The organism is Rathayibacter sp. SW19 (genome assembly GCF_030866825.1).
Taxonomy (GTDB): domain Bacteria; phylum Actinomycetota; class Actinomycetes; order Actinomycetales; family Microbacteriaceae; genus Rathayibacter_A; species Rathayibacter_A soli.
The window spans coordinates 1,869,551-1,885,961 of record NZ_CP133020.1 but is presented as its reverse complement, the minus strand read 5'-3'; the positions used below and the strand labels follow the sequence as shown (position 1 = coordinate 1,885,961).

Here is a 16,411-nt window from a genome sequence, read left to right as displayed (position 1 = left end):
CGACGAATCGCTTCGGTGCACCTCACTACGAGCGTAGGTCAGGCCACCGACAAAGCCTCGGGGCTCGCGGCAACTGTTATCAAATCTTTCGCATCGCGATCACCGACGCGCGCGGCGGAGCACCGATTCCGCGTGTCGGAGCACCGGCGCATCGACCATGCGGTCCCCCATCCGGAAGACACCGCCGTGCTCGCGGGCCGCCGCCAGAAGGGCGAGTGCGTCCGCCTCCTCGTCTGGGCTCGGCCTGTAGGCGCCACGAATCACGTCGACCTGACTCGGATGGATGCACGCACTTGCAGCGAACCCGCTGGCTGCGGCATCCTCCGCTTCGGCGCTCAGCCCATCGACATCCGCGATGTCGAGGTGCACGGTGTCGATCGCCGCTTTTCCGGCAGCGGCGGCCGCGATCAGTACCACAGAACGCGCGTATTCAGCGACCGGGCGGTATCGGCCGTCAGAAAATCGGCTCGTCGTTCCGCCGAGTGAGGCGATGAGATCTTCCGCACCCCACATCACGGCAGAGACGTTCGGCGCTGCGGCGATTTCGCGGGCAGCCGAGACGCCCGCCGCGCTCTCGCACAGCGCGATCACGGCCAGCGAGTCGTCAAAGTCCGCGATGCGGAGCAGGTCGGCGGGCGACGCCGTCTTCGGCAGCATCACGTGCGTGTAGCCGCTTGCCGCGACGGCGCGCAGATCCTCAGCGAAGTCGGCGGACTCCGCCGGGTTGATCCGCACGATCACCCGTGCTGCGTCCAAACCGCTGTTGCGCACCGCCTCGCGCGCGGCCGGGCGAGCAGCGGGAGCGACGGCGTCTTCAAGGTCGAGGATGACCGCATCCGCTCGATCGAACGCCTTCCGGAAACGATCCGGTCTGTCTGCCGGACAGAACAGCAAAGCGGGCCCGAACACGAATTGCGCTCGTCTCGGCGTCGGTGCGTGAGCCATCACGGTGTGCCGCCCACCGCCGCATGCGCAGCCTCACACCACATCAGGGCCGAGCGTGACGCGGTTGCGACGATCGTGCCATCCTGGTTGCGCCCGGTATGCGCGAGCGTGACGATGCCCTGACCCGGACGCGAAGCCGACAGTCGCTTGCCGACGACCCGAGTCTCCGAATAAAGCGTGTCGCCGTGGAAGATCGGATGCGGAAACGCGATCTCGCCGAACCCGAGATTCGCTACAAGCGTGCCCTGCGTCAGCTGCGCGACCGAGCTGCCGATCAACGTCGCGAGCGTCAGCATCGAGTTCACCAACCGCTGCCCGAACGGTTGCGTGGCAGAGAATGCTGCATCAAGATGAAGCGACTGCGTGTTCATGGTCAGGGTGGTGAACAACACGTTATCTGCCTCGGTCAGCGTGCGACCGGGTCTGTGGCGATACAGCGTGCCCGGTTCGAACTCCTCGTAGTACAGGCCTCGCTGGGTCACGATGTGCTCCGGCATGGGTTCGCTCATTCTGCATCGCCGCCCTCGGCCAGGCCGCGAGCGATCTGCAACGGGGCTCCCGTCGCCGCGACGATGTCGTCGACTCCGACACCCGGCGCACACTCGACCAGGCGCAGCGCGCCCGGGCCGCCCTCCGCCCGCACGACGTCGATCACAGCCAGATCGGTGATGATGCGGTCGACGCAGCGCCGTCCGGTGAACGGCAGGGTGCACTCGTCAAGGATCTTCGGGTTGCCCGCACGATCGACGTGCTCCATCATGACGATCACGCGCTTGGCGCCGAAGACGAGATCCATCGCGCCGCCCATCCCTTTGACGACCTTGCCGGGGATCATCCAGTTGGCCAAATCGCCATCCGCGGAGACCTGCATGGCGCCGAGAACCGCCAAGTCGACGTGACCGCCGCGGATCATGCTGAACGACGTCGCAGAGTCGAAGAATGCTGCGCCGGAGTTGACCGTGACGGTCTCTTTGCCCGCGTTGATCAGATCGGCGTCGATGTTCTCTTCTGTCGGGTACGGACCAACGCCGAGGATGCCGTTTTCCGAGTGCAACACCACTTCGATGCCATCCGGGATGTAATTCGGGATCAGCGTCGGCATGCCGATGCCGAGGTTGACGTATTGCCCGTTCCGCAACTCGAGAGCGACTCGGGCAGCCAGTTCCAATCGCGTCAGTGCCATCAGCGAGCCTCCTTCACCGGTGAGCCACCAGCGGGAGAAGCCACAGCATCGGAAGCGACCGTTCGACGCTCGATCCTTTTCTCATAGCCGGCCGCGAGCACCACCCGCTGCACGAAAATGCCGGGGGTGTGCACGCGACCGGGATCCAACTCCCCCGCGTCGACGATCTCTTCGACTTCGGCGATCGTGATCCGACCGCACATGGCGGCCAGCGGGTTGAAATTCATCGCAGACTCGCGGTAGATCAGATTTCCGTAGCGATCGCCTTGTGCGGCGTGCACCAGCGCAAAATCGGGCCTTACCGACCTTTCGAGAACGTAGTCGATGCCGTCGAAGTCGCGCACCTCGCGCGGCGCAGATGCCTGGGCGACACCACCAGCGCCGTCATAGCGCTGCGGTAATCCGCCCTCGCTGATCTGCGTGCCAACACCGGCCGGCGTGAAAAAGGCCGGTATGCCGGCACCGCCCGCACGCATCCGTTCGGCCAGAGTCCCCTGAGGCGTGAGTTCCACCTCGAGCTCGCCGGCGAGGAATTGCCGGGCGAACTCCTGATTCTCACCGACGTACGAACTGACGGTGCGTCGGATGCGATGATCAGACAGCAGGATGCCGAGCCCCCAGTCATCGACCCCGCAGTTGTTGGTGATCGTCTCCAACTCACGGGCACCGGCGTCGTGCAGTGCGGCGATCAATGCGGACGGGATGCCGCATAGCCCGAACCCGCCCACGGCGATGGATGCGCCATCCGGTATGTCCGCAACCGCTTCCGCGGCGCTCGAGACCACTTTGTCGATCATCTGCGACCTCCCTGTCTGGCTGTGTCTGAGTCTGGCTGTGTCTGAGTCTGGCCGTGCCGAGTCCGGCTACGATCGAGTCTGCCCTGTCCCAGTCTCGAATCCCAGCCTTCACGCGGTCGCTGAGGCGTCCGAGCCCTGCGCCGGTTCTTCGGTTGTGGCGATCGTGGCGACAATCTGATTCGCCTTGACCAATTCTCCGACGCGGATGCCGATGCTCACCGTTCCCGTGACCGGAGATACCAGTCGGTGCTCCATCTTCATCGCCTCGATCGTGGCGACACTTGCTCCTGCCTCCACCTGGTCGCCGTCTTCGACGTCGACGGTGACCACTGTGCCTGGCATGGGCGAGCGCACCTGCGGGCTGACTGCACTCACATCTCGTACGCGTGCCGCCAGCTGCTCCGCAAGCACCAGCGCGCGGTCACGAACCTGCAATGTTGCGCTGACCCCGTTCTCGGCCAGCCACAGCTGACCATTCTCACGAGCCGCCCAGAATGTGCGGGTGACACCGTCGAACTCCAACCGATTCGGCTCCAAGAATTCGGCACGGCCGGTGGAGTTGTCAGAGCCGGCCGAGCCGGCGATCGCGCGCTCGCCCACCCAAGCGGCCGGACGCAACTGCGCCGGCTCGCCGCCGGCCGCCCGCAGAACGCGCACGGAGGCATCCGTCGGAGCACCGAAGACTTCCACGGTTGCGCTCGCGTTGACATTGCCGCACTCTGCGAAACCGAATTCGTAGCGAGCCGGCGCTGGAGCGCCGACGCGCCATCCGGTCGGCCGCGACCACGGCGCATCCGTTCCGGCCGACCAGGCGGCCGCGTGCATCGCCAGGGCCGCGGCGATGAGCATGCCGTCTTCCACCGGACGGAATGCGATCGACGGCAGTGTTCGCTCGATCAGGCCGGTGTCGAGGTTTCCGGCCTGCACGGCGGCGTCCGCCAGCAGGGCGCGCAGGAATTCCAGGTTGGTGTGCACACCCAGAACGACGGTGTCCCCGAGCGCGTGCTGGAGTCGTGACAGTGCCTGCCCCCGATCCGCTCCCCATGCGATCACTTTGGCGAGCATTGGGTCGTAGCTCGGCGAGATCTCAAGGCCATCGGTCAGGGAACTGTCCACCCGGATGCCGGGTTCGCCACCGGCACCGGGCGACGGTTCGCGAAGCGCGACAATGCGCCCGCTGGACGGAAGAAATGCGTTATGCGGGTCCTCGGCGTACACGCGCGCCTCGATCGCATGGCCGTTCAGCACAACGTCCTGCTGGCCGAGCGTCAGTTTTTCCCCGGCGGCGATGCGCACCTGCCATTCGACGAGGTCGATGCCCGTAACTGCCTCCGTGACAGGATGTTCAACCTGCAGTCGCGTGTTCATCTCCATGAAGAAGAACTCGTCCGGCGCGGCATCAGACACGAGAAACTCGACCGTGCCCGCGCCCACATAGTCGACGCTGCGAGCGACGGCACAGGCCGCTTCTCCGATGCGCTCGCGAGTTGTGGGCGACAGCAGCGGCGACGGCGCCTCTTCGATGACCTTCTGGTGCCGGCGTTGCAATGAGCACTCGCGCTCGCCCAGGTGGATCACGTGGCCGTACGCGTCTGCGAGCAATTGCACTTCGATGTGCCGCGGCGTCGCGACCAAGCGTTCCAGGAACAGTGTGTCATCGCCGAATGCGCCTGCAGCGACCCGACGAGCCGCGGCAAGCGCGTCGGGCAATTCCGCCGCCCCGTGCACCTCGTACATTCCTTTGCCGCCACCGCCGGCGGACGGTTTGATCAGGATCGGAAATCCGATCTCGTCGGCGGCAGCGATCAGCGCTGCGTCGTCCAGCCCGGGTTCCGCGATCCCCGGAGTCACCGGCACGCCGTGGCCGGCGACCTGGTTCTTCGAACGGATCTTGTCGCCCATCGTTTCCAGCGCACGCTCGCCTGGGCCGATGAACACAAGCCCGGCCGCCGCACAGGCGCGCGCGAATTCCACGTTTTCGGAAAGGAACCCGTAGCCGGGATGCACGGCGCCCGCGCCCGTTCGTTGCGCAGCGCGGATGATCGCGTCGATCTTCAGGTAGCTCAATCGCGGCTCGGCAGGGCCGATCAGCACAGCGGCGTCCGCCATTGTCACGTGCAGCGCATTGCGGTCCGCATCGCTGTACACCGCGACGGAGCGAATGCCCATGCGACGCAGCGTGCGAATGATCCGGCAGGCGATCTCGCCTCGGTTGGCGACAAGCACCGTGTCGAAGCGCTCGGCAGCTGTGCGAGGGGTATCAGGGTGTTCTCTCGTCATGACGATCACATCCTGAACAGGCCGAAGGCGGTGTCGGGCAGCGGCGATCGCGAGCAGACGTCCAGGGCGAGGCCGAGCACGGTGCGGGTGTCCGCTGGGTCGATGATCCCGTCGTCCCACAGTCGAGCGGTCGAGTAGTAGGGACTTCCCTGCCGCTCGTACTGCTCGATGATGGGTGCCTTGAACGCGGCCTCATCAGCGGCCGACCAGTCTTCACCGTGTGAATCGAAACGCTCTCGACGAATCGTGGCGAGCACCGACGCTGCTTGCGCCCCGCCCATTACGGAGATCCGGGCGGCAGGCCACATCCAGAGGAAGCGTGGTGAGTAAGCTCGCCCGCACATCGAATAGTTGCCGGCACCGAACGACCCGCCGATCACCACGGTGAGCTTCGGCACTCTGGTTGTGGCGACGGCGGTGACCATCTTGGCGCCGTGCTTCGCGATGCCGCCCGCCTCGTAGTCGCGGCCGACCATGAAGCCGGAAATGTTCTGCAGAAAGATCAATGGCACGCCGCGCTGATCGCACAGTTCAATGAAATGGGCGCCCTTCAGGGCAGACTCGCTGAACAGCACGCCATTGTTAGCAACGATGCCGACCGGATGCCCGTGCAACCGGGCGAATCCGGTCACAAGAGTCGTGCCATATTCCTTTTTGAACTCGTGGAACTCGCTGCCGTCGACCAGTCGCCCGATCACCTCACGCACGTCGTATGGGGCTTGCACGTCCACAGGCACAACGCCGTAGAGTTCCTTCTCATCAAGGGCCGGTGGCACCTCGGGGGCAATGTCCCACACCGGAGCGGGTTCGGCAGGAAGTGTCGAGACGATGTCGCGGACGATGCTCAACGCGTGCTCGTCGCTTTCGGCCAAATGGTCGGTCACGCCGGAGACTCGCGAATGCAGGTCGCCCCCTCCGAGTTCTTCTGCTGTGACTATCTCGCCGATCGCCGCCTTGACCAGGGGCGGGCCGCCGAGGAAGATGGTGCCCTGATTGCGCACGATCACGGTCTCGTCGCTCATTGCGGGCACATATGCCCCACCGGCCGTGCACGAGCCGAGCACGGCCGCGATCTGCGGAATCTTCGCGGCTGACATCCGCGCCTGGTTGAAGAAGATGCGCCCGAAGTCGTCGCGGTCGGGAAACACCTCATCCTGTTCCGGCAGGAACGCACCCCCGGAATCCACCAGGTAAACGCACGGAAGCCGATTCTCGATTGCGATTTCTTGCGCTCGCAGATGCTTCTTCACCGTCAGCGGGTAATACGTGCCACCCTTGACGGTCGCGTCATTGCAGACGATGAGCACGTGTCGCCCGTGCACGAGACCGATGCCCGTGATCAGGCCCGCACCGGGGCTGTCGTCCTTGTACAGGCCGTTGGCCGCCAGCGGCGCAATTTCTAAGAAAGGGCTGGCGACATCGAGAAGTTCGTCGATGCGTGCGCGCGGCAGGAGTTTGCCGCGCGCAACGTGGCGGTCGCGCGAGCGCTCAGGGCCGCCCAATGCGGTCGCCGCCAGACGCTGTCGCAGCTGGGTCACCAACTCACGCTGCTGCGTTTCATTGGCGACGAAGGTCGGATCCGCGGCATCCGCGGTCGATATCAGTGTGTGCATGACAATGTTTGCACGTCAATTTCGGTTAGGGGTTAATAACTCAAACCACGTTAGCGTGTGTTAACTGAGTTGTCTATAGTGGAGGTCACCGAGAGGAGACGCGATGACGGGGACGGTGAACGATCTGCCCACCCAGCGCAGTCAAGCGAAGGCAGACCGACGAAACGCCTTGCTCGACGCGGCAGCCACACTCTTCGCTGAACACGGTTTCAACGGCGTTTCGCTCGAAGACCTCGGCGCGGCGGCCGGCGTCAGCGGACCGGCCGTGTACCGTCACTTTTCCGGCAAGCAGGCGGTGCTCGGGGCCATCCTCGTGGGCGTCAGCCAGAACCTGCTCTCCGGCGGCGAAACGGTGATTGCCGCTTCACACACCGCGGCCGACGCGCTGCGCGGATTGGTGCAATTCCATGTGGACTTCGCGTTGGACAACCCTGACGTCATCCGTGTGCAGGATCGCGATCTGGCCAGCCTGACCGATGCCGACCGGATCGCGGTGCGCACGCTACAGCGCATGTATGTCGAATTGTGGGTACGCGTGCTGACGCGCTTACACCCGGAAACGGATGCCTCGCAGTTGCGGATCAGAGCTCACGCCGTCTTCGGTCTGATCAACTCCACGCCGCACAGCGCGCACGCGCCCGGCTCCGGCGCCGCGCAACTCTCCCCCGAGCTGGTCGGGTCGATCCTGGAGCAATTGGCGCTCGCCGCGCTGACCGCCCCGGCGTGACGCGCCGACTAGACCATGGTCAACGCGAAGCCCGGTTCAGCCAGGATCGCACCGATGTCGGCCAGGAATCGCGAGCCCTGTTCACCGTCGACCATGCGGTGGTCGAACGAGAGGCTCAAGGTCATCACCTGGCGCAGCGCGATCTCACCGCGATACTCCCACGGTTGCCTGCGCACGGCACCCATCGCAAGGATCGCGGCCTCGCCGGGATTGAGGATCGGCGTCCCGGCATCGACACCGAAGACTCCGACGTTCGTAATCGTGATCGTTCCGCCGGTCAACTGGGCGGGAGCGGTGTGTCCGGCGCGCGCAGTCGCCGTCAATTCGCCGAGCGCCGCAGCGAGTTCGAGCAGGGTCAGTTGCTCGGCATCCGAAATGTTCGGTACGAGCAGTCCCCGGGGCGTCGCCGCCGCGATGCCCAGATTGACGTAGCCGTACTGCACGATCTCGGCTGGGGTCTCCGATGCGGATTCCACCCAGTGGGAGTTGACCGCCGGTGTTCGAGCGACGGCGATGCACAATGCCTTCGCCACCATCGTGAGGATGTTGATGCGTGCGTCACGAAACTCGCGCCGGGCCTTCAACGAATCAAGCAGTTCCATCGTCGGCGTGACGTCGACGGTCAGGAACTCCGTGACGTGCGGCGCTGTGAACGCACTCGCGACCATCGCCGCGGCCGTGTGTTTGCGGACGCCGCTGACCGTCATGCGCGTCTCACGCGGGCGATCACCGCCGCGGTGCAGGGCAGTTTCCGCACGGTCGCCGATTGCGCGCTGCTGGACGGCCGCGACCGCCGATCCGGATGCTGCAGAAAATGCCTCAACATCTGCCCGGGTGATCAGCCCACGCTCCCCCGTTCCGGTGACGAGAGTGAGATCAACGCCGAGATCGCGGGCGAGCGCGCGCACCGGCGGCGTGGACCGCGGGCGCTCGGCCGACTGCTGTGCCGGACCGGCAGCCGGCGTGGCAACAGGCTCGGTGGCAGGCGCTGTCGGCGTCACGGGGCCGCCGCCGCGCGCACGGCGTCGCGGCCGCTCACCCGTCTCGATCGCGGGCCCGTAGCCGACCAGCACTGCCTGTCGTCCTGCAGCGGCGCTCGCTGGCACGGTCGCAACGCTGGCAGCGGCATCCGCTTGGCTGGCAGCATCCGACGGTTTGGAGCTGCCCCCGTCCGGCGCTGAGTCGTCGTCGATCTCGAATGCGACGATCGGAGCACCAACCTGGACGGTCGCTCCGGGCTCTGCATACAGTTGGCTGACAACGCCGGCGAACGGCGATGGCAACTCGACGAGTGCCTTCGCGGTCTCGACCTCAGCGATGATCTGATTCAGGGCCACGGTGTCGCCGACGGCGACGTGCCAGGAAACGATCTCCGACTCGGTCAGGCCCTCACCGAGGTCGGGCAAAGCGAATTCTTTCAACACGCTCATGCGCTGTGGCTCCTGCTGCCGGAATTGCTTGCGACACCGTCGCCGGCAGGGCGCCAGTTGCTCAGTGAATTGTGCCGGCCGAGCACGCGGTCGACGGCGTCGAGGATGCGGTCGAGGTTCGGCAGGTATTCGTCTTCGAGTTCTGCGGGCGGGTAGGGCACGTCGAACCCGGTCACCCGTGCAGGGGCCGCCTCCAGGTACTCGAAACAGCGCTCCGTGATGCTCGCGGCGATCTCGGCGCCGACTCCGCCGAACTGTTGCGCCTCGTGGGTGATCACCAACCGGCCGGTCTTGCGAACGGATGCTTCCACTGTTGCGAAATCGACCGGCGACAGTGAGCGCAAGTCGATGACCTCGACCGAGATGCCCTCGTCCGCTGCGGCAACCGCAGCATCCTTCGCCGTCATCACGAGTGGGCCGTATGCAACGAGCGTGACATCGGTACCCGCTGTCACGACGCGCGCCGCCTCGAAGCTCGGCGCATCCGCCGGCAGGATCGGCTCGACAGGAGCCTTCGTCCAGTAGCGGCGCTTGGGCTCGAAGAAGAGCACAGGGTCGTCGGCCTGGATCGCCTGGCGGATCATCACGTACGCGTCCTGTGGATTCGAGCAGCTGATCACGCGCAGACCGGACGTGTGCACGAAATAGGCCTCCGGCGATTCGGAGTGGTGCTCGACCGAACGGATGCCGCCGCCGAACGGCACGCGGATCGTGATCGGCATCCGAACGGCACCCGCAGTGCGGTAGTGCATCTTCGCGACCTGAGTCACGATCTGATCGAACCCCGGGAAGATGAACCCGTCGAACTGAATCTCGCACACCGGCCGGTAGCCGCGATAGGCCAGCCCGACCGCCGTGCCGATGATGCCGGACTCGGCCAGTGGCGTATCGATCACCCGCCGCTCGCCGAATTCCTTCTGCAGACCGTCCGTGACCCGGAATACACCGCCGAGTTTACCGATGTCCTCACCGAGCAGTACCACTTTGTCGTCGGCGGCGAGCTCATCGTGCAAGCCCGCGGTGAGCGCCTTGGCGAGGGTCATTTCCGTAGCGGTCATGACTGCTCGCCGCCGAATTGCTGCAGATAGGCGGCATACTGGCTCTTCTGCCGATCGAGCCAGGTCGTCGGCTCTGTGAAAACGTTGTCGAACACGGTGAGCGGCTCTGGCTTGGTCATTGCGAGGCATCCTGCGCGCATTTCGGCGGCGACGGCATCCGCTTTCGCGGTGATGCGCGCGCTAAATTCGTCCGTCATCATGCCGAGAGACGTGAGGAGGGATCCGACCCGCTCGATCGGGTCCTTCTCGGCCCAGTCGGCGAGCTCCTCCTTGCTGCGATAGCGGGTCGGATCGTCAGAGGTGGTGTGCGGGCCCATGCGGTAGGTGACCGCTTCAATGAACGTGGGGCCGTCACCCTTGCGTGCACGCTCAAGCGCGATGCGGGTCGCTGCGAGCACTGCGAGCACGTCGTTGCCGTCAACTCGCATGCTCGGGATGCCGAACCCCGGTGCACGATCGGCGATCGGCGTCTGCGCCTGAAGCCCAACTGGTTCTGAAATGGCCCAGTGGTTGTTCTGGCAGAAAAACACGACGGGCGCCTTATAGGTCGCGGCGAAGATCAGGGCCTCATTCGTGTCGCCCTCGCTCGTTGCCCCATCGCCGAAGTATGCAATCGCCGCAGAATCGACACCGTCGAACTGGCAACCGAGAGCGTAACCGACCGCGTGCAGTGTTTGGGTGCCGATGATGATGGACGGCGTCGCCATGTTGATGTCGTACGGGTTCCAGCCGGAGAAGACCGAGCCGCGCCACACGCGCAGTAAGTCTGTGAGGTCGACGCCGCGCACGTAGGCGACACCGTTTTCGCGATAGCTGGAGAATACGAAGTCGTCGCTGCGCAGCGCGTGCGCCGAGCCGATCTGCGCGGCTTCCTGGCCGCGCAGAGGAGCCCACAGCCCCAACTGCCCCTGCCGTTGCAACGCGGTCGCCTCTGTGTCGATGCGACGCACGACGACCATGTCCTCGTAGAGCGAGGCGAGTTGCTCGCCGAAGACGTCGGCGACCCACGGATCGTAGTCCGGATCACTCAGTCGCACGCCTGACGGCGTCAACAACTGGATCAAGTTTTCTTCTCGAGTAAGGAGTTCTGCTCCTTGACGGGCACCCGGCATCATCGCACGCCACCTTTGTCTCGGTGTCGAGTTGATCTGGCTTGTGGCCGACCGACTCGCTTCCAGCATCCTTGCCAGAATTACTCTCAGGTTACGTCTGAAGTGCAGTGCGCACAATCACCGGCGTGTCGACTGAGCAATGTGCACTATCTCAGGCTGAAGCGCCGTGCTAAAGTTTCGCATCATGCCCAACCCGGATGCCACCGACCTTCGGCTGCTCGCCGCCCTCACGGACGAGCCGCGCAGCACGGTCGTCGCGCTCGCAGACACCCTCGGGCTCTCCCGCAACACCGTGCAGGCGCGAATGGCCGCCCTGGAGCGCTCGAACGTGTTCCTGCCGTTCGACCGCCGCATCAATCCAGAGGCGCTCGGCTATCCGCTTGCCGCGTTCATTGCGGTCCACGTGCAGCAGCAGAAGCTCGCCGCGATCGTGCAGGAACTGTCGCGCATCCCCGAAATCGTGCAGGCGCACGGCGTCAGTGGGCCGTCCGACCTGATTGTGCGGGTTGTCTGCGCCGACACCGATGAGCTGTTCAGGGTCAACGGCATGATCCTTGCGTGCGACGGGGTCGAGCGCACCGAGACGTCGCTCGACATGGGCGAGTTGATCCCGTTCCGGGTGGGTCCTCTGCTCGACCGCGGGCCGCGTCGCGACTGAGTGCTTCAGTGGTGCAGGCGGATGCCCGCTGTCGCATTCGCTGGACATGATTAGCCATACTTTTGGCCTAGATCGAGGTCATGACTACCGTTCCACTGGGCGAAGCCAAAGACCACCTGTCGGAGTACGTCTCGGAAGTCGAACGAACTCATGATCGCGTCACCATCACGCGGCATGGGCACACTGCCGCCGTTCTGAGCTCGGCTGATGACCTCGCCGCACTCGAAGAGACAATCAACATCCTCGAACACCCCATTCCGCCAGTGTTGCAAGGACCGCTCGAACCCAAGGAACCTCTATCGAGAATTCTCCGTCGCACAGCGATCGTCAACAAAGACGCGCCAAGAGTGGCTTACGCAGGACCGGTTAGCTCGCATTCGACGAGGTCGGCGACGATCATCATGCGACCGAAGTCGCCCTCCAAGGTATACGTCTGACATTGTTGGGTGAACTTGTCAACCCCGTCCCAGGATCTTGTCCCGTCCGCGTCCACCGCCTGTTTTGTGCGGTCAGTCCAGAGAAAATCCTTGACGCCGGTGAACCGGATTACGCCTTCAGGGTAGCGGGCCCATTCACCAGCTCTCGCAGGCAGTAGGTCGGGATGATCTCGAGCTAAAACGAGGTCGGCCTTCAGCTCAACCTTGCCACGGCTCTCGATCACCTCAAGAAAGTAGCTTTCCTCGAGCACATAGCTCGAAAGCGTGGAGATCTGTGTGTAGTCGATCACGCTCCCAAAGTACTCGAACGGTGAATCGCAAGCGCTTTCGTAAGCGGAACGTTGATCGCGCCGGTTTTCATGGCGTTGGGAGGCCTACCCTGACGCACCCCGGCCTGCGTCAGGAGTATGGCGAAGAGGGGGCCACTTCAATTTGACGGTTTCTGTCGCGTTACAGTGAGCACATGCCCCTGCATGTTGCGCGATCCGTCCGCGGACGGATGCGTTTCGCATCGGCTGTCGTCTTGGTTGCGGTGGTGGTCGCAGGGGTCACCGGGTGCACTGGTGGGAGTCGGGCGGCACCGGTGACGACCACTGCCACCACGGGGCAAGCGACTGTGACAACGGCGTCGTCGCATCCATACGCGTGCGCGGACACTGTGTGTTCAGGGTTGGTGGGCATCGGCCACGACCGCAGCATGTATCTGCAATGTCATGGCAGCGGCAGGCCGATCGTTGTCCTTGCGTCCGGTATGGGTGAGCGTGCGTCGAATTGGGCGGTGTTGCCCACAGGCGATTCGTTGGCGCCCAGCCCGGAAGCGGTCTACCCGCAGGTCGGCCGGTTCACGCGGGTGTGTGCCTACGACCGACCCGGCACGTCCAGTCCAACGCCGTCGGGAGGATACCAGGAGACCGCTTCTACTCCCGTGCGCCAACCGGTCACCGCGGCAGGTTCGGCAGCCGACCTTGCCGTCCTGTTGAAAGCCTCCGGCGAACACGCACCATTCCTTCTGGTCGGGCAGTCCTACGGTGGCGATGTCGTGCGGATGTATGCCGACGCGCATCCGGACCAAATGGCGGGGCTGGTTCTGGTTGACGCCCTGTCTGAATACTTGACAGACTACCTATCGCCCGCACAGGTGGCGGACTTCGAAAAACTGAACTCTCCAGAGGTGCAGAAAACCCCGGCCGGCGCCGAAAACCTGAACTTGGAGGCGACGTTCGCCCAGTTGCGCACAGCTACGGCCCCCACCGTGCCAGTGACCGTACTGAGCGCAGACATCTGGCCAATCACGGCCCAGGTCGTGGAGTCGCTCGGTCTGCCCGGTTCCCTGTCGGCGGCACTGTGGTCCGCGCAAGGCAAGGCGCAAGCCCGGCTAGCCGCCCTGTTCCCCGGCGACACCTGGGTCACGAAGACCAACGCCAGTCACTACATTCACCTCTACCAACCTGAACTGGTCACCAACTCGATTCACAACATCATCACAACCATCAGAAAGACACCGAACACCACGCCGGCCCCGCTCACACCAACCCCATTGCCACCGGAAACCACACCAGCAAACCAATAGCAGCACAGCGGTTTCAGTGCCAAGAAACATCACGGCCGGCCTACGCTACTCCACCAAAACACCCGCGTCCGGGGCGGGTGTGACCGCGGTGCCGGCTCAGCCAGGCGCAAGCCTGACGATCAGCAGGCAGGATCTCGACCACTCAGGCCGGCGTAATTGAGACCACTTTTCGGCCCAGGAGGCTGCCCGTAGCTGGAACCTGCTGGGGACAGAGCCATTTGTGTTGGAATCGTTCATGGGATGCTCCGGAGGTGAGTTCCTCCGTTACGTCCGCTTCAGGTACTAACCGATCGAGGAAGCGAAAATACCTGCATCGTTCGACCCGCGCAACGGTCTTTCCAGTGGCGGCGTAGCGCTTGGCGAGCGTTTTGCCCGCCTTTCCCCAACCGATGACCAGCAGGTCCACGTGCAGCGACGATGCCGTCATGATGTCCTCCGTCTGTCTCTGACGTCTGCCGCCGTCGGCCAGGCGACCGGCGGCGGCCTGGACGTCTTTTGCCTACGCGGCGTCCGGAACCAGCGTTGCCCGGACACGCCCGATTCACCACGCTGGGTATGGCCCGCCCGTGATGTCGGTGGAGCCGTATCGCGGTCGTCGCGCTTCGGCTCGATCGCCCCCCGAACGAACGCCCGCGCTGCCGCGGGAGTACATTGATGCCGTGCATGCCCGGAATCGAACGATGTTCGCAGTCACGGTGATCGCGCTGGCGATGATGTGCGCCGGCTGCACGAGTTGGTCGGGGGCGTCGTCGGGAGCACCCGAATCGACGGCGGCGGCCGCGGGCCCGACACCGACAGCGACCTACGCAGTGACGGCACTGCTTGTGGAGTCGATGGACACCGCCCAGATCGTGCGAGGAAGCGACGGCGCGAATCACGTCGAGTACAACCTGCGCCTCGACAACGGTTTCAGCGGCCCGGTCACTCTGACGTCTGTGACCGTGGTCGACCCCGATGGCCACGACCTGATGAAGGTCGACGGAGCGCGCCTCGCGGCCGCGACCCAGTCGTTGTTCGCTGGCACGTCGTCCGCGGTCATCGCCGCATCGGCAGCCGCCGTAGTGGAGGTCGATCTGGTGCTGCCAACCGGTAAGCCGGTCCCCGCCCACGTGTCCAATCAGATCGACTACACGCTTCCCGCGGGTCCCAATGCTGTGATCGTCGAGCGGACCCAGGTGGATGGCATCACAGTCCGGGTCGACCGGACCTCGGCTGTCCAGATCGCACCCCCGCTCACGGGGAACGGCTGGCTTGCCACCAGCGCGTGCTGTTCACCCAATCTGCACCGCGATCTTCGGCTGCCGGTGAACGGACGACGCGTGGCGACACCTGAGACCTTCGCGGTCGACTGGGCGAAAGTGAAGGGCGACCGCGTCTACGACGGCAGCGGAAACACCAACCAGGAGTTCTATGGCTTCGGTGCGAGCGTGCTCGCCGTTGCCGACGGGACGGTCGTGTCGGCCGTGGACGGTATTGCGGAGTCGACCCCGTTCGAGCCCAAAGCCGCCGAATCAAAGGAGAGTTTCGGCGGCAACGCGGTGATCCTCAAGATCGACGACGGCGTCTACGCCTTCTACGCCCACCTCCAGACGGGCAGCGTGACCGTGCATGTCGGCGACGAGGTGAAGACCGGCGATGTGATCGGCAAGCTCGGCAACACCGGCCCGTCAACGGGGGCGCATCTGCACTTCGGCCTTCTTGACAGTCTCGACATCGTCACCGGCACGAGCCTGCCGTTTGTTCTGACGAAAGCCACGCTGACCGGCACCGTCGATTTCGCAGCGATCACGGGCGACACGCTCGTGATCGCTCCTGAATCGCGCATCCTGCGCAAGGCATACCCGCTCTACGCCACCATCGTCGACTTCGAGTAGCCTCGACACCGTTCAGCCAGCTGGGTCAGACGCGACAGTCCGGCGGACCCGCGGCCTCGGCTGTGAAGCTCCGAGTTGCCCGCCAGTGGGTAGACGCCATTCTCAGACACTCAGCGGCTGGATGTCGCCGAGGATCCGCGAGATGCGCGCCTGGTCGCCGCGCAACTTCTCGAGCCGATTCGACGGCGAGGTCTCAGGCCCTGCAAATCCGCTGCTGCGTCTAACAGCTGGAGCTTGCGCACCAGACGCTTGCCGACTTCCGGCGGCACCCGTCGCGGCTCCGGGCTGCCGAACCAATACGCCTCGGTGACCCGGTCCGCGATCCTCATGGACGGATGCTGGTGTAATGGGAGTCGGTGACATGCATCGCTAATCACATCGGCAAGATCATGATGCGCTGGGCTAGCACCGGTTCTATCGAGTAACCAGAGTAGTCCGATATCTTCGCGTAGGTGGGTGCGCCCGTAACCGGGACGCCCACCGGGACACGTCCAGGCGGCTTCGCACATTTGCGATATCGAAACGGTCACTGGATCGTCGATTCCCGTAAGACCGACCGAGAAAGTGCCCGGTGAGGGCAGGCTAAACGCTACAGCAGAATGCATGGCCGAATTGCTCGTCGGCTAACGCGCGCGTCTCGACCAACGACCAGGTCGTGACCGCGCAGAAGAACGCCCTCGCCGCTCTCCGCGCGGACACTGAGATGACTTTCACGGACCACAGGCTC

16 protein-coding genes are annotated in these 16,411 nt (G+C 64.5%); 5 read left to right on the top strand and 11 right to left on the bottom strand.

Annotated elements, in window-relative coordinates; translation table 11 throughout:
- Window positions 1–99 precede the first annotated feature (99 nt).
- From QU604_RS08540 to QU604_RS08515, 6 genes are all read right to left on the bottom strand, one after another.
- Window positions 100–945: an HpcH/HpaI aldolase/citrate lyase family protein gene (locus QU604_RS08540; protein ID WP_409350026.1), complete on the bottom strand. Its 846-nt coding sequence runs from the start codon at window positions 943–945 to the stop codon at window positions 100–102.
- Window positions 945–1,442 (bottom strand): MaoC family dehydratase, encoded by a 498-nt coding sequence (locus tag QU604_RS08535; RefSeq protein ID WP_308468382.1) that lies wholly within the window; start codon window positions 1,440–1,442, stop codon window positions 945–947. The genes QU604_RS08540 and QU604_RS08535 overlap by 1 nt, the downstream gene beginning before the upstream one ends.
- 8 nt (window positions 1,443–1,450) lie before the next feature.
- A complete protein-coding gene (locus tag QU604_RS08530) occupies window positions 1,451–2,128 on the bottom strand; it encodes a 3-oxoacid CoA-transferase subunit B (protein ID WP_308468381.1) in 678 nt (225 codons plus the stop codon).
- Complete coding sequence (locus QU604_RS08525) at window positions 2,128–2,925, bottom strand: CoA transferase subunit A (protein ID WP_308468380.1); 798 nt, start codon at window positions 2,923–2,925, stop codon at window positions 2,128–2,130. The genes QU604_RS08530 and QU604_RS08525 overlap by 1 nt, the downstream gene beginning before the upstream one ends.
- 108 nt (window positions 2,926–3,033) lie before the next feature.
- Entirely contained in the window at window positions 3,034–5,205 is a 2,172-nt protein-coding gene (locus QU604_RS08520) for an acetyl/propionyl/methylcrotonyl-CoA carboxylase subunit alpha (RefSeq protein WP_308468379.1), read from the bottom strand.
- Window positions 5,206–5,210: 5 nt separating this feature from the next.
- On the bottom strand, window positions 5,211–6,818 hold the full coding sequence (locus tag QU604_RS08515) for a carboxyl transferase domain-containing protein (RefSeq protein WP_308468378.1): 1,608 nt from the start codon (window positions 6,816–6,818) through the stop codon (window positions 5,211–5,213).
- A 103-nt stretch (window positions 6,819–6,921) separates the two neighbouring features.
- Here QU604_RS08515 and QU604_RS08510 point away from each other — a divergent pair, with 103 nt between their 5' ends.
- Window positions 6,922–7,545, top strand: a complete 624-nt coding sequence (locus tag QU604_RS08510; RefSeq protein WP_308468377.1) for an SACE_7040 family transcriptional regulator — start codon at window positions 6,922–6,924, stop codon at window positions 7,543–7,545.
- A gap of 8 nt (window positions 7,546–7,553) precedes the next feature.
- Here the strand turns inward: QU604_RS08510 and QU604_RS08505 are convergent, their stop codons facing one another.
- Genes QU604_RS08505 through pdhA form a run of 3 tightly spaced genes read right to left on the bottom strand, consistent with a single transcriptional unit; the run spans window position 7,554 to window position 11,148 of the window.
- Window positions 7,554–8,975, bottom strand: a complete 1,422-nt coding sequence (locus tag QU604_RS08505) for a dihydrolipoamide acetyltransferase family protein (protein WP_308468375.1) — start codon at window positions 8,973–8,975, stop codon at window positions 7,554–7,556.
- Window positions 8,972–10,033, bottom strand: a complete 1,062-nt coding sequence (locus tag QU604_RS08500) for an alpha-ketoacid dehydrogenase subunit beta (RefSeq protein ID WP_308468374.1) — start codon at window positions 10,031–10,033, stop codon at window positions 8,972–8,974. The genes QU604_RS08505 and QU604_RS08500 overlap by 4 nt, the downstream gene beginning before the upstream one ends.
- Window positions 10,030–11,148, bottom strand: a complete 1,119-nt coding sequence (gene pdhA, locus QU604_RS08495) for a pyruvate dehydrogenase (acetyl-transferring) E1 component subunit alpha (RefSeq protein ID WP_308468373.1) — start codon at window positions 11,146–11,148, stop codon at window positions 10,030–10,032. The genes QU604_RS08500 and pdhA overlap by 4 nt, the downstream gene beginning before the upstream one ends.
- 181 nt (window positions 11,149–11,329) lie before the next feature.
- On the opposite strand from pdhA, the gene QU604_RS08490 reads away from it, so the two are divergent.
- Window positions 11,330–11,803, top strand: a complete 474-nt coding sequence (locus QU604_RS08490; protein ID WP_308468372.1) for an Lrp/AsnC family transcriptional regulator — start codon at window positions 11,330–11,332, stop codon at window positions 11,801–11,803.
- A gap of 80 nt (window positions 11,804–11,883) precedes the next feature.
- Entirely contained in the window at window positions 11,884–12,240 is a 357-nt protein-coding gene (locus tag QU604_RS08485) for a type II toxin-antitoxin system Phd/YefM family antitoxin (protein ID WP_308468371.1), read from the top strand.
- On the opposite strand, the gene QU604_RS08480 is transcribed toward QU604_RS08485, so the two are convergent.
- Window positions 12,156–12,530 (bottom strand): hypothetical protein, encoded by a 375-nt coding sequence (locus QU604_RS08480; protein WP_308469028.1) that lies wholly within the window; start codon window positions 12,528–12,530, stop codon window positions 12,156–12,158. The genes QU604_RS08485 and QU604_RS08480 overlap by 85 nt on opposite strands.
- Window positions 12,531–12,703: 173 nt before the next feature.
- Between QU604_RS08480 and QU604_RS08475 the strand changes: the two genes are divergently transcribed.
- A complete protein-coding gene (locus QU604_RS08475; RefSeq protein WP_308468370.1) occupies window positions 12,704–13,810 on the top strand; it encodes an alpha/beta fold hydrolase in 1,107 nt (368 codons plus the stop codon).
- A 142-nt stretch (window positions 13,811–13,952) separates the two neighbouring features.
- On the opposite strand, the gene QU604_RS08470 is transcribed toward QU604_RS08475, so the two are convergent.
- Entirely contained in the window at window positions 13,953–14,237 is a 285-nt protein-coding gene (locus QU604_RS08470) for a hypothetical protein (protein WP_308468369.1), read from the bottom strand.
- A 253-nt stretch (window positions 14,238–14,490) separates the two neighbouring features.
- Here QU604_RS08470 and QU604_RS08465 point away from each other — a divergent pair, with 253 nt between their 5' ends.
- Window positions 14,491–15,684 carry a M23 family metallopeptidase gene (locus QU604_RS08465; protein ID WP_308468368.1) on the top strand — a complete coding sequence of 398 codons (1,194 nt, stop codon included), beginning with the start codon at window positions 14,491–14,493 and terminating at the stop codon, window positions 15,682–15,684.
- The last annotated feature ends 727 nt before the right edge of the window (window positions 15,685–16,411 follow it).

Bases quoted from the DNA above. Each gene is read 5' to 3' on its own strand.
- QU604_RS08540 (WP_409350026.1), bottom strand. From the start codon at position 945: ATGGCTCACGCACCGACGCCGAGACGAGCGCAATTCGTGTTCGGGCCC.
- QU604_RS08535 (WP_308468382.1), bottom strand. From the start codon at position 1,442: ATGCCGGAGCACATCGTGACCCAGCGAGGCCTGTACTACGAGGAGTTC.
- QU604_RS08530 (WP_308468381.1), bottom strand. From the start codon at position 2,128: ATGGCACTGACGCGATTGGAACTGGCTGCCCGAGTCGCTCTCGAGTTG.
- QU604_RS08525 (WP_308468380.1), bottom strand. From the start codon at position 2,925: ATGATCGACAAAGTGGTCTCGAGCGCCGCGGAAGCGGTTGCGGACATA.
- QU604_RS08520 (WP_308468379.1), bottom strand. From the start codon at position 5,205: ATGACGAGAGAACACCCTGATACCCCTCGCACAGCTGCCGAGCGCTTC.
- QU604_RS08515 (WP_308468378.1), bottom strand. From the start codon at position 6,818: ATGCACACACTGATATCGACCGCGGATGCCGCGGATCCGACCTTCGTC.
- QU604_RS08510 (WP_308468377.1), top strand. From the start codon at position 6,922: ATGACGGGGACGGTGAACGATCTGCCCACCCAGCGCAGTCAAGCGAAG.
- QU604_RS08505 (WP_308468375.1), bottom strand. From the start codon at position 8,975: ATGAGCGTGTTGAAAGAATTCGCTTTGCCCGACCTCGGTGAGGGCCTG.
- QU604_RS08500 (WP_308468374.1), bottom strand. From the start codon at position 10,033: ATGACCGCTACGGAAATGACCCTCGCCAAGGCGCTCACCGCGGGCTTG.
- pdhA (WP_308468373.1), bottom strand. From the start codon at position 11,148: ATGATGCCGGGTGCCCGTCAAGGAGCAGAACTCCTTACTCGAGAAGAA.
- QU604_RS08490 (WP_308468372.1), top strand. From the start codon at position 11,330: ATGCCCAACCCGGATGCCACCGACCTTCGGCTGCTCGCCGCCCTCACG.
- QU604_RS08485 (WP_308468371.1), top strand. From the start codon at position 11,884: ATGACTACCGTTCCACTGGGCGAAGCCAAAGACCACCTGTCGGAGTAC.
- QU604_RS08475 (WP_308468370.1), top strand. From the start codon at position 12,704: ATGCCCCTGCATGTTGCGCGATCCGTCCGCGGACGGATGCGTTTCGCA.
- QU604_RS08470 (WP_308468369.1), bottom strand. From the start codon at position 14,237: ATGACGGCATCGTCGCTGCACGTGGACCTGCTGGTCATCGGTTGGGGA.
- QU604_RS08465 (WP_308468368.1), top strand. From the start codon at position 14,491: ATGTTCGCAGTCACGGTGATCGCGCTGGCGATGATGTGCGCCGGCTGC.